This window comes from Thermoleophilum album, assembly GCF_028867705.1.
In the GTDB taxonomy this organism is placed as follows: Bacteria; Actinomycetota; Thermoleophilia; order Solirubrobacterales; family Thermoleophilaceae; genus Thermoleophilum.
In genome coordinates this window covers 806,720-818,849 of record NZ_CP066171.1, presented here as the reverse complement: position 1 = coordinate 818,849, position 12,130 = coordinate 806,720, and the positions used below count along the sequence as shown (strand labels likewise).

Annotated in this window: 11 protein-coding genes; 1 reads left to right on the top strand and 10 read right to left on the bottom strand. The window is 70.8% G+C overall.

Annotation, left to right across the window (positions count from 1 at the left end; translation table 11 throughout):
- The first annotated feature begins 6 nt into the window (after positions 1–6).
- A complete protein-coding gene (rlmN, locus tag JDY09_RS03805) occupies positions 7–1,014 on the top strand; it encodes a 23S rRNA (adenine(2503)-C(2))-methyltransferase RlmN (RefSeq protein WP_274717710.1) in 1,008 nt (335 codons plus the stop codon).
- On the opposite strand, the gene scpB is transcribed toward rlmN, so the two are convergent.
- From scpB to JDY09_RS03755, 10 genes are all read right to left on the bottom strand, one after another.
- Positions 1,011–1,613, bottom strand: coding sequence for an SMC-Scp complex subunit ScpB (gene scpB / locus JDY09_RS03800; protein ID WP_274717709.1), 603 nt, complete (start codon positions 1,611–1,613; stop codon positions 1,011–1,013). The two genes, rlmN and scpB, sit on opposite strands and share 4 nt — an antisense overlap.
- A 2-nt stretch (positions 1,614–1,615) precedes the next feature.
- The gene (locus JDY09_RS03795) at positions 1,616–2,413 is read right to left on the bottom strand and encodes a segregation and condensation protein A (protein WP_274717708.1); all 798 of its coding nucleotides are present in this window, start codon (positions 2,411–2,413) and stop codon (positions 1,616–1,618) included.
- A gap of 10 nt (positions 2,414–2,423) precedes the next feature.
- Entirely contained in the window at positions 2,424–3,425 is a 1,002-nt protein-coding gene (gene trpS, locus JDY09_RS03790) for a tryptophan--tRNA ligase (protein WP_274717707.1), read from the bottom strand.
- 79 nt (positions 3,426–3,504) lie between these two features.
- Complete coding sequence (locus JDY09_RS03785; RefSeq protein WP_274717706.1) at positions 3,505–5,169, bottom strand: long-chain fatty acid--CoA ligase; 1,665 nt, start codon at positions 5,167–5,169, stop codon at positions 3,505–3,507.
- Positions 5,170–5,211: 42 nt separating this feature from the next.
- Positions 5,212–6,750 carry an aminomethyl-transferring glycine dehydrogenase subunit GcvPB gene (gcvPB, locus tag JDY09_RS03780; protein ID WP_274717705.1) on the bottom strand — a complete coding sequence of 513 codons (1,539 nt, stop codon included), beginning with the start codon at positions 6,748–6,750 and terminating at the stop codon, positions 5,212–5,214.
- Positions 6,747–8,132 carry an aminomethyl-transferring glycine dehydrogenase subunit GcvPA gene (gcvPA, locus tag JDY09_RS03775; RefSeq protein ID WP_274717704.1) on the bottom strand — a complete coding sequence of 462 codons (1,386 nt, stop codon included), beginning with the start codon at positions 8,130–8,132 and terminating at the stop codon, positions 6,747–6,749. The genes gcvPB and gcvPA overlap by 4 nt, the downstream gene beginning before the upstream one ends.
- On the bottom strand, positions 8,129–8,620 hold the full coding sequence (gcvH, locus tag JDY09_RS03770) for a glycine cleavage system protein GcvH (protein ID WP_274717703.1): 492 nt from the start codon (positions 8,618–8,620) through the stop codon (positions 8,129–8,131). The genes gcvPA and gcvH overlap by 4 nt, the downstream gene beginning before the upstream one ends.
- A complete protein-coding gene (locus JDY09_RS03765; protein ID WP_274717702.1) occupies positions 8,610–9,827 on the bottom strand; it encodes a glycine cleavage system aminomethyltransferase GcvT in 1,218 nt (405 codons plus the stop codon). Before JDY09_RS03765 ends, gcvH begins: the two co-directional genes overlap by 11 nt.
- Before the next feature lie 109 nt (positions 9,828–9,936).
- On the bottom strand, positions 9,937–11,049 hold the full coding sequence (gene ftsZ, locus JDY09_RS03760; protein WP_274717701.1) for a cell division protein FtsZ: 1,113 nt from the start codon (positions 11,047–11,049) through the stop codon (positions 9,937–9,939).
- A 219-nt stretch (positions 11,050–11,268) separates the two neighbouring features.
- Positions 11,269–12,054 (bottom strand): cell division protein FtsQ/DivIB, encoded by a 786-nt coding sequence (locus JDY09_RS03755; protein ID WP_274717700.1) that lies wholly within the window; start codon positions 12,052–12,054, stop codon positions 11,269–11,271.
- Positions 12,055–12,130 lie beyond the last annotated feature (76 nt).

Below are 12,130 nucleotides of genomic sequence, written 5' to 3'. Positions count from 1 at the left end.
GCAGCCGTGGATCTGACGTTGCTCGAGCGGACGATCGAGGAGCTCGGCGAGCCCGCCTACCGGGTGCGCCAAGTGTGGCGTTGGCTTGCGCGCGGCGCCGCGAGCTGGGAGGAGATGACCGACCTGCCGCTCGCGCTGCGCCGCGAGCTGGCGGCGCGTGTGCCGATCTCGACCCTCGCTGTGGTCGCAAGCGCCCGCGCCCGTGACGGCACCGAAAAGGTGCTTTTCCGCACCGCCGACGGCAAGCCGCTCGAGGCGGTGTTGATGCGCTACCGCGACGGGCGCCGCTCGCTGTGTTTGTCGAGCCAGTCGGGGTGCCCACTTACGTGCACCTTCTGCCAAACCGGGCGCATGCGTTTCGGCCGCAACCTGACGGCATCCGAGATCCTCGACCAAGCGCTGCACTTCCGGCGCGACGAGCGACCGACACACGCCGTCTTCATGGGCATGGGCGAACCGTTGATGAACCTCGACGCGGTGCTCGCGGCCTGCGAGCGGTTGCCCGACATCGGCATCGCCCACCGTCGCACCGCGATCTCGACCGTCGGTTGGCTGCCGGGGATCGAACGGCTCGCCCGCGAGGGCCCACCGGTGCGCTTGGCGCTCTCGCTGCACGCCCCGAACGACGCCCTGCGCAGCGAGCTGATGCCGATCAACGAGCGCTACCCGATCGCTGCCGTGCTCGACGCCTGCCGCGAGTGGTGGCGGCACCGCCGGCGCCAGGTGTTCGTCGAGTACCTGATGCTCGCTGGCGTCAACGACCGCTACGAGCAGGCGCTCGAGCTAGCCGCTCTCTTGCGCCCGCGCGAGGCGTTCTGCGTCAACCTCATCCCCTACAACCCCACCGACGCCCCCTACCGTGGCTCGAGCCGGCGAGCGATCGACGCCTTCCGCGGCGCGCTCGAGGAGCGCAGCGTGCGTGCGACGGTGCGGTTGACGCGCGGTCGCGAGATCGCCGCGGCCTGCGGCCAGCTCGCAGCTCGCCAGCCGCTCGCCGCCGTGGCGGGCGGCTAGTCGCTGGCGCGCTGTTCGCCGGCGCGCAGAAGCCGCTCGCGCAGCTCCCCGACCTCCTCGGGCGAGGGATCGAAGCGGCGCGGATCGGGCAACTGGTCGATCGCCTCGAGCCCGAACAGACGCTCGAACAGCGGCGTCGTGCGGTACATAACGGCGCCGAAGCGCGACCGCCCGGCCTCCTCGATCAACCCGCGCTCGACGAGCGTGGCGAGCGCCGACTCCGAAGCGACACCGCGGATGCGCGCCACCTCGGGGCGCGACACCGGCTGCAAGTAGGCGACGATCGCCAGGCACTCGGCCTGGGCCTGCGTCAGCGGCGGCGTGCGCGGCCGCGCGAACAACCGTCGCGCCGCGGCCTCCGCGTCGGGGTGGGTTGCGAGCGCGAACCCCCCGGCCAAGCGCCGCACGACGAGACCGTGGCCGCCGTCGGCGAGCGCCCGTTCCAGCTCGCCGAGGGCCGCCGCCACCTGCTCTTCGTCGGCTTCGAGCGCCTCCGCCAACGCCTCCAGGCGCAGCGGCTCGCTGGCGAGAAAGAGCAGCGCCTCGGCGCGGCGTGCGAGCTCCGACAGGCGCTGGTTCGCAGCGCGGTCGCCCGGCACCGTCACGCCTTCGCCTCGCCGACAGCGCTCGTCGCAATTGGCGCCACGGCGCTCGATCCGGGCGGCTGCCGCTGCCCTGCGCGGCGCACCGTGATCGGCCCGAACGGTTCGCTCTGCTCCCAATCGAGCTCGCCGGCCTTGTAGAGCTCGAGCAGCGCCAGCAACGTCACCGCTTCGGTGAGCCGGTCGGCGCCGCGAACAGCGTCGTCGAAAGAGAAAGTGGCGCGCGCGCTGAGCAGCGCGCGCAGGTGGCGGACGCGGTCGCTCAGCGGCACCACAGGTCGGCGCACGTGGCTGGTGTCGATCGGCGGCGGCGTGCGCAAGAGGTCGCCGATCGCGCGCGCCAGCCGCTCCGGGTCGTACACCGGGCGGGCCGTTTCGAGCGCCACCTGGCGCAGAGATGCCGGCAACGGCACTTGCCGGAAGCGGTAGGCGGACTCGGCGGCGAGCCGTTCGCGCAGCCACGCACCTGCCTTGCGGAAGCGCGCGTACTCGACCATCCGCGCCAGAAGCTCCTCGGCCGCCTCCTGCGGGCCGAGCTCGTCCGCGTCGTCGCTCTCGTCCTGGGGCAGCAACAAGCGCGACTTGATCTCGAGCAGCGCGGCGATCAGGACAAGAAACTCGGTGATCGCCTCGAGATCGAGGCGTCGCTGGCGCTCGAGATGGTCGACATATGCGACGACGACGGCGGCGAGCTCGACGTCGCGCAGGTCGACCTCTTCGCTGAGCACGAGCGCTAGCAGAAGGTCGAACGGGCCCTCGAACGCGTCGAGCTCGAGGTCGAGGGCGGCGAGGTGCATCGAGACGAGCCTAAACGGGCTGGCGGACCGCGGGACCGAAGCCCATTGCGCGGCGAACGTCGGCGAGCACCGGCCGGGCGAGCTCGCGCGCTCGTTCGGCACCGTCGGCGAGCGTGCGCTCGAGCGCCTCCTCGTCGGGTCGCAGCTCGCGGTAGCGCTCGCGCACCGGTCGCAGGAACTCGACCACCGCCTCGGCTACGGCCTGCTTGAACTCGGCGTAGCCGCGACCGGCGAACTCGCGCTCGACGTCGGCAGGGTTCACACCGCGAACGACGGCCATGATCTCGATCAGGTTGCTGATCCCTGGCTTGTCGGAGCTACGAACGATTTCCCGCCCCGGGTCGGTGACAGCGGCGCGAACCTTGCGCCGGATCTCGTCGGGCTCCTCGTCGATGAAGATCACACCGGCCGTCGACTCGGTGGTGGTCGACATTTTGCTCGTGGGGTCCTGAAGATCCATGATCTTCGCCCCCACCTCGGGGATGCGGTGGCGGGGGACCGTGAGGATCTCGCCGAACCGGGCGTTGAACCGCTCGGCGACGTCGCGGGCCAGCTCCAGGTGTTGGCGCTGGTCCTCGCCCACCGGCACCTCGTCGGTGCGGTAGAGGAGGATGTCGGCCGCCTGCAGCACTGGATAGAAGAACAGCCCGGCGGACACGAGCTCGCGCTGGCGCTGCGACTTCTCCTTGAACTGGTGCATGCGCGTGAGGTCGCCGTAGGCGGTGACCGCCGACAAAAGCCAGCACAGCTCGGTGTGTTCGGGCATGTCCGACTGGCGGAAAAGGACGCAGCGGTCGGGATCGAGACCGGCAGCGAGCAGCAAGGCGAGCGTGTCGTACACCGAGCGCCGCAGCGCCTGCGGGTCGTGCGGAACGGTGATCGCATGCAGGTCGACGATGCAGTAGATCGCCGGGTCGCCGCGCTCCTGACCGTCGACGTACTGGCGTATCGCCCCGATGTAGTTGCCGAGGTGCTTGCGCCCGGTCGGCTGGATGCCGCTGAAGATGCGCATCGGCCGGCAGTCTACGCCCGCCGCTGGCGGCGGCGGGCGCTACGCCGCGCCGGGGACGCGCCGGGCCGTGCGCGCGACCTCAACCGCGGCGCACTTCGCTCGCCGCTACCGCCTCCTGCACCGCCAGCTCGCCGCGTTCGAGCATGGCCCGCAGCACCTTCTTGTCGAACTTGCCGACGCTGGTCTTCGGGATCTCGGCGACGAAGGCGAACGCGTCGGGCAGCCACCACTTCGCCACCCGCTCGGCGAGGAACTCGTGCAGCTCCGCCGGCTCGGCGCTGCGACCGGGCTCGAGCACCACGCACGCCAGCGGCCGCTCGCTCCAGCGCTCGTCGGGCCGCGCGATAACCGCTGCTTCGCGCACCGCCGGGTGGGCCATCAGCTGGTTCTCGAGCTCGACCGACGAGATCCACTCGCCGCCTGATTTGATCACGTCCTTGGCGCGGTCGGTGATACGGATGAAGCCGCGCTCGTCGATCGCTGCGATGTCGCCGGTGCGCAACCAACCGTCGTGGAACTTGTCGCGCCCCGTCGGGTCTTCGTAGTAGTCGCGCGCGATCCACGGGCCGCGCACCTCGAGCTCGCCGACCGACCGGCCGTCCCAGGGCAGCTCGTTGCCGTCGTCGTCGACGATCCGCGCCTCGACGAGCGGCACGATCCGTCCTTGGGTGGCACGCAGACGCCAGTGCTCGTCTGCCGGGAGGCCCGCGGGCGGGCGCGCCACCGAGCCGAGCGGGCTCATCTCGGTCATCCCCCATGCCTGGATGACGCGCACGCCGTGCCGCTCTTCGAACGCTTGCATCAGCGCGAGCGGCACCGCCGCCCCGCCGCAAATGACCATGCGCAAGCTCGAGAGGTCGGGGTGGCGCTCGTCGGCATAGCGCAAGAGGTCCATCCAGATCGTCGGAACGCCGGCGGTTACGGTGACGCGCTCGCCCTCGATGAGCCGCGCGAGGGGCTCGGCCTGCAGGTGCCGGTCGGGAAAGACGAGGTCGGCGCCCACGAGCGCGCACGTGTAGGGGATGCCCCAGGCGTTTACGTGGAACATCGGCACGACGGGCAGCACGCGGTCGTCGCTCGAGTAGCCCATCGCCTCGCCGACGGCGCTGCCGAGGGCGTGCAGCACGGTCGAGCGGTGCGAATAGAGAACGCCCTTCGGGTTGCCAGTCGTGCCGCTCGTGTAGCAGAGCCCGCACGCAGCGCGCTCGTCGAGTTTGGGCCACGCGTAGCCAGGCGACTCGGCGGCGAGGAGCTCCTCGTAGCCAAGCACCTCGCCGGGCAGCTCGCCCTCGGCGGTCGCAGCCGCAGCACGATCGCCGAGCACCACATAGCGCTCGACGGTCTCGAAGCGCTCGGCGACACGTGCCAACGCCGGCACGAGCGACGCGTCGACGAAGATCACGCGGTCGCGTGCGTGGTTGACGATGTAGACGAGCTGGTCGGGAAACAAGCGGATGTTGAGCGTGTGCAGGACGGCGCCCATGCACGGCACCGCCATGTACAGCTCGAAGTGGCGCGCGTTGTTCCAGGCGAAGGTCGCGACCCGATCGCCCGCGCCGATCCCGAGCCGCGTCAGCGCCGCTGCCAGCCGTTCGGCGCGCTCGACGGTGTCGCCGAAGCTCTGGCGGGCGACGCCGCTGCCGTCGAACGTCGCGACCTGGGAGTCTGGGTATACGCGCGCCATCCGCCGCAGCGCGTGGTCGAGCGTGAGCGGGAAGTCGTTCTGCGTCAAGCCCTCGATCATTCGACTCCTCCCTCGTTGAAAGAACAGCGTCCTCGGAGCTTACTAACCGACGGACGCGACGCTGTCCAGGTCGAGCCGCACCACCGGCCGGCGCGCGGCAGAGGCCTCGTCGAGGCGGCGCACCGGGGTGTCGTAAGGGGCGTTGCGGGCGATCTCGGGGTCGCGCTCGGCCTCCTCGAGGATCGCCTCGATCGCTTCGGCGAAGTGGTCGAGGCGCTCGACCGGCTCGGTTTCGGTCGGTTCGATCATCAGCGCCTCGTCGACCAGCAGCGGGAAGTACACGGTCGGCGGGTGCACGTCCCAGTCGAGCAGGCGCTTGGCGATGTCGAGCGCCCGCACCCCCAGCTCGTCGCGCGCGCGCCGCGCCGAGAGCACGAACTCGTGCATGCAGGTGCGGTCGAACGCGGGCTCGAGGTAGCGCCCGGCGCGGCCCGCGGCGAGGCGGGCGCGCAGGTAGTTGGCGTTGAGCACGGCGGTTTCCGAGACCTCGCGCAGCCCCTCGCCGCCGAGCGCGCGGATGTAGGCGTAGGCGCGCACGAAGGTCGAGAAGTTGCCCTGGAAGCCACGCAGGCGCCCGATCGAGCGCGGCCGGTCGTGGTCGAGGCGATAGAAGAAGCGATCGTCGCGACGCTCGCGCACAACGACCGGCACTGGCAAGAACGGTTCGAGGTGCTCGGCGACCGCCACCGGTCCCGCCCCCGGCCCGCCGCCGCCGTGCGGCTGGGTGAAGGTTTTGTGAAGGTTGAAGTGGACGATGTCGAAGCCCATGTCGCCCGGGCGCGAGAGGCCCATCACCGCGTTGAGGTTGGCGCCGTCGTAGTAGAGCGTGGCGCCGACCCCGCGCACGATGCGCGCGATCTCGGCGATGTTGCGGTCGAACAGCCCGAGCGTGTTGGGGTTGGTGAGCATCAAGCACGCCGTGCGCTCGTCGACCTTGGCGCGCAGGTCGTCGACGTCGACGCCGCCGTCGGCGGCCGTGCCCACCGCCACCGGTTCGTAACCGGCCATCGTCACCGTCGCCGGGTTGGTGCCATGGGCGGTGTCGGGGATCAACACCTTGGTCCGCTCCTCCCCGCGCTCCTCGTGGTAGGCGCGCGTCACCAAGAGGCCGCACAGCTCTCCTTGCGAGCCGGCACCAGGGTGGAGAGTTACGTGGGGCAGGCCCGCGATCTCGGCGAGCGCCCGCTCGAGCCGCCACATCAACTCGAGCGCTCCCTGTGCGAGCTCGTCTGGCGCGAGCGGGTGTAGGCGCGCGAAGCCGGGCAGGGCGGCGAGGCGCTCGTGCAGTTTCGGGTTGTACTTCATCGTGCAGGAGCCGAGCGGATAGAAGCCGCGGTCGAGGTGGAAGTTGCGCCGCGAAAGGCCGACGAAGTGGCGCACGAGCTCGGGCTCGGAAACCTCGGGCAGGCGCGGCGCCTCGCTGCGGCGGAAGCGCTCGGGCAGGAGCTCGGCGACGGGCGGCGCGGGAACGTCGTCGTCGGGCAGCGTGCCGGCGCGCCGCCCCGGTCGCGAGCGCTCGAAGATTGTCAGCTCCTCGCCGAACGGCTGGGGGTCGCGCGCAGTGTCGCGAACCTCGGTCACGCCGGCGCCTCCTCGCGGGCGGGAGCTGCCGCCGGCGCGAGCTCGCGTACCTCGGCGACGATGTGCGCGAGGCGCTCGATGTCGCTGCGCGACCGCCGCTCGGTGATCGCCACCAGCAGGCCGTCGGGATACTCGGGGTAGAAACGGCCGAGGCGCACGCCGGGGATGATGCGCTCGGCTAGCGCGCGTTCGAAAAGGCCGTCGAGGTCGGGCACGCGGACGGCGAACTCGCGCACCACCGGGCCAGGGTTGATCGCTTCGAGCCCGAGCCGCTCGCGCGCGTAGTGGGTGCGCCGCACGAGCAGCTCGCCGAGCTCGACGATGCCACGCCGACCGAGCCACGATAGGTAGACAAGCCCAGCGAGGGCGTTCAGCTGCTGGGCGGTGCAGATGTTGTGCGTCGCGCGCTCGCGCCGAATGTGCTGTTCGCGCGTTTGCAGCGTCAGCACGTAGCCCGGGCGACCGTCGACATCGCGAGTGCGGCCAGCGATCCGTCCAGGCATGCGCCGCAGGTAGCGCTCGCGAGCGGCGAAGAAACCGAAACTCGGGCCGCCGAACTGCAGATGGTTGCCGAGCGCCTGGCCCTCGCCGACGCAGATGTCGGCGCCGAGGCGGCCGGGGGCCTCGAGCACCCCGAGCGTCAGCGGGTCGGCGACGCAGACGATCGCGGCCTTGCGCTCGCGCCCTGGCTCGGCGAGCGCCGCCAGATCCTCGACCGAGCCGAGGAAGTTCGGCTGTTGGACGACGACGCAGGCGGTGTCGTCATCGACCGCGGCAGCCAACGCCGCGCGGTCGGTCGTCCCGTCGGCGGCGAGCGGCACCTCTTCAACGGTCATGCGGAATCCGTGCGCGTGCGTGGCGAGCGCCGCGCGTGCGTGCGGGTGCACGCCGCGCGACACGACCACCCGCGAGCGCCGGTTGTCGAGCTTTGCGAGGTAGGCCGCGGCGGCGACCGCGCTCGCCCCGTCGTAGACGGCGGCGTTCGCAACCTCCAACCCGGTCAGCTCGCAGATCGCGGTCTGGAACTCGAACATCGCCTGCAGCGTCCCCTGCGAGACCTCGGGCTGGTAGGGGGTGTACGGGGTGAGGAACTCCGAGCGGCGGACGATCTCGTCGACCACCGCCGGCACGTAGTGGTCGTACATGCCCGCGCCGGCGAACACCGTCCAGGTGTCGGCATCGCCGTTGCGCTCCGCCAGACAGCGCAGCTCGTCGTACACCTCTTGCTCGGAGAGACCAGGGGCGATGTCGAGCGGCCGTCGCAGCCTGACACCCTCGGGGATCTCGCCGGCGACGAGCTCCTCGATCGACGACACGCCGAGACGAGCCAACATCCGTTGGCGCTCCTCGGCGGCGAGCGACGTGTAGCGAACCGACGTCACTCCTGCGATTGCAGCAGATCGCGGTAGGCGGCGGCGTCCATCAGCTCGTCGGCCTCGCTCGGGTCAGCGAGTCGCACCCGCACGAGCCACCCCCGGCCGTAGGGGTCCTCGTTGATCAGCTCGGGGTGCTCCTCGAGCTCCTCGTTGACGGCGATCACCTCGCCCGACAACGGCGCGAAGACGTCGGAGACGGCCTTCACCGACTCGACTTCGGCGTAGGGCTCGTCTTTGCGCACCTGGGTTCCGACCTCCGGCGCGTCGAAGAACACGACCTCGCCGAGCGAGTCCTGTGCGTACCAGGTGATCCCGAAGGTGGCGGTGTCGCCTTCGATGCGAGCCCAGTCGTGCTCGGGGTGGTAGCGCAGGTCGTCGGGGTAGTGCTCTTCGGCCAAAGCAGGCTCCTCCTTTTCGCGTACGGTCGGCCGGCGCGGCACGGCCACACCGGTGGCGCTCGTAGAGACGAGCGCAGTGTGAACGCTAACCCGCACGGCCGTCGTCGTCGCTGCTCGCTACGGGCCCGGCCGTGCGGTGGAGCGGCTTGCGCGCCACCGTGGCGGTGTGCACACGCCCGCGGATCTCGACGTCCACAGTCGTGCCAGGCACGGCGCAGGTGCGCGGGACGTAGGCAAGCGCGATGCCGCGCCGCAAAAGTGGCGAAAAGGTGCCGCTCGTCACCTCGCCGACGGCCTCGCCACTGTCAGCACAGCGCACGACGCAGCCAGCACGGGGGATCGTGCGCCGATCGGCTACGAGCGGCACCAACAGCTCGCTAGGAGCACCACGCTCGCGCAGCGCTTCCTCGCCGATGAAGCCGCTACCGAACGCGACACAGAAATCGAGCCCGGCCTCGAGCGGCGTGCGCTCCTCGCGGAGCTCGTTCCCGTACAGCGGTAGACAGGCCTCGATCCTGAGCGTGTCGCGCGCTCCCAGGCCGCAGGGTTGCGCCCCGGCCGCCACGAGGGCATCCCAGAGCGCCGCCGCCGCGCCGGGGGCGACCAAGAGCTCGAGCCCGTCCTCGCCGGTGTACCCGGTGCCGCAGGCGAGCGCTGTGACGCCCGCGACGCGCAGCGTGCGGCAACGCATGCGCGGCGGCAGAAGGGACACCGGGTCGGTACTAGGTGGCGACGGCGGCTCGGCAGCGGCTGACCCCGGGTCGGCGGCGGCTGGCGACGGGTCGGCGCTGGCTCCCTCCGCCTCGACCAGGGAGGCAACGAGGGCGCGCGCTGCGGGGCCTTGCACCGCCAGCATGGCGAAGTCGTCGCGGCGGTCGCCGATCGCGCAGCCGAACTCGCCGGCGTGCCGTTCGAACCAGGCGCGGTCGCGCTCGTGGTTGGCGGCGTTCGTTACGACCAAGAAGCGATCGGTCGCGAGACGGTAGGCGATGACGTCGTCGAGGCAGCCGCCGTCCTCGCGGCAGACCACGCCGTAACGGGCCGCTCCCACCTCGAGCCCCGTGATCCGCGCGGTGACAAGCCGCTCGACGAGCGCTTCGGCGCGAGCACCGACCACCTCGAGCTGGCCCATGTGCGAGACGTCGAAGACACCCGCACGCTGGCGAACGGCGAGGTGCTCGCTGCCGATCCCGCTGTACTGGAGCGGCATCTCCCAGCCGGCGAAGGGCACGAGCTTGGCGCCCGCAGCCACGTGGCGGTCGCGCAAGGGAGTGGTGCGTAGGGTGCTCTCGTTGGCCGGCACGGCCCAGCCAGGCTAACGGGCTCGGGCGAGCGAACGGCGCCTGCCCGCGCGACAAGTGGAACGCCCGCGACCCACCAGCCGCGCCGGCGGCGCGGACACGTAGGACCGTTCAGTCCTTGAGGAACGAGGGGATGTCGATCTCGTCGTCGGAGATCTCGAGACGCGAGCGCTCGCGCTCGTCCAGACGCACGTCGCGCCGGCGCGGCTCGCGCCGCCGGCCCGTAGAGTCCTCGCTGAACAGCGGCCCACCGCGCTGCGCGTCGAAACCGGTGGCGATCACCGTGACGCGCACGGCGTCGCCGGCCTCCTCGTCGACGACCGCACCGAAGATGATGTTCGACTCGCGGTCGGCGGCTTGCTGGATGATCTCCGCGGCCTCGTTGACCTCGAACAGGCCTAGGTCCTGTGGACCTGTGATGTTGAGGAGGATCCCCTTCGCCCCCTCCACCGACTGTTCCAGCAAGGGGCTCGAGATCGCCAGCTTGGCCGCTTCGGCGGCGCGGTTTTCGCCGGAAGCTTCGCCGATGCCCATCAGCGCCGATCCGGCGTCCTGCATGATCGTGCGCACGTCGGCGAAGTCGAGGTTGATCAAGCCGGGCGTGGTGATGAGGTCGGTGATGCCCTGAACGCCCTGGCGCAAGACGTTGTCGGCCTCGCGGAACGCCTCGAGGATGCTCGTGCGCCGCTCGACGACCGCCAGGAGCTTCTCGTTCGGGATCACGATCAGCGTGTCGACTTCCTCGCGCAGGCGCTCGATGCCTTGCTCGGCCTGGCGCATCCGCTGCGCGCCCTCGAACTCGAACGGTTTCGTGACCACGCCGACGGTCAGCGCCCCAACCTCTTGCTTGGCGACCTCGGCGATCACCGGCGCGGCGCCGGTGCCCGTGCCGCCGCCCATCCCCGCGGTTACGAACACCATGTCCGCGCCCTTCAGCGCTTCCTTGATCTCGTCGCGGCTCTCGTTCGCCGCCGCCAGCCCCACCTCCGGATTGGCGCCGGCTCCCAGCCCGCGCGTCAGCTGCGCGCCGATCTGCAGCTTGACGTCGGCGTCGCACATCTGCAGCGCCTGGGCGTCGGTGTTGGCGGCGATGAACTCGACGCCACGCAAGCCCGCGTCGACCATCCGGTTCACGGCGTTGGTACCGCCCCCACCGACACCGACGACCTTGATCACAGCGAGGTAGCTGCCGGTGCCTGCACCGCTGCCGATGCCGCTTTCCATCTCTACCGGTTGCCGTTCCCTTTCCCGTCTCGTTTCGCCGCGCTCGGCCCCAAGGTTCGACTTGCGCGCGGATCTCCGAGCTGCGGCCGCTTCGGCGAGCGCGCGCCACGCCTGGCGCTGCGCCCTTCGATCCACGCACTGTAGGGAGTCATCGGCACAACTGTCAAACGAAGCTGCAAGGTTCTTTGCACCTTCTATCTAAACATGAGCTTTATGGGCTTAGAAAGACTGCGGTGTCAGTTGAGGGTTTGCGATCGTGCTGCCGCTCGACGGGCGCGCCGCACTCGCCGGATTCCCTAGGCCACCAGCGACAGGTCGGCGAGGAAGGCGCACGTCGATGTACGTGGCACGGGACGCTTCGGGGTCGCGTGCGAGCACTGTGGAAATAGACCTCCACTTGAGGTTTAGATCATTCGCGCGACCGAAGATCAGGAGCGGGCCCGAGCGAAGCGCAGCCACGAGACCCCGGTCGCGGTCGAGCGAGATGCGCGCGAGCGCAGTCCGGAGCGGCGCAGGGGCGCTGGCCGCAACCGCCACCTTGGCGCGCACGGGCGCAGCCAGCCGGACGTCGGGGTCGGGGCCATCGCCGACCGCGATTGTCGGCAGCGACGAAGGGGTCGGCAGGTCGCCGAGCTGGGTTCCGTCGCTGGCGACGGCGACACGTCCGCGCACTCCTTCGAGCACTGCGACCGGTCGGCGCAGGCGGACGCGCAAAACGAGCTCGTCGGGTAGCCGCCGGTCGACCGTCACGTCGGCAGCAGCCGGGTAGGAAGCGAGCGCCGCCCGCAGCTCCGAGTGGTCGACGTGGAAGACCGTCATCCGCCGCGCAGCGCTCGCGAGGGCGCGGCGGGCGGTGGCAGCTTCGCGCGCGTCGAGACCGACGATCGTTACACGCTCGACGCGCCAGAAGGGAAGATCACGGCCCACCCACAGCGCAAGCGCAACCGCCGCGGCGGCCAAGCCGAACACGGCGAGCTGGCGCAGCCCGCGGGCGACCCCTGTCACCGAGGCAGAGCGCTGGTCGCCACCTGGACGCACGCGCTTCCGGGACGAACCGCCCCGACGGCGCACAGCGCTAGCT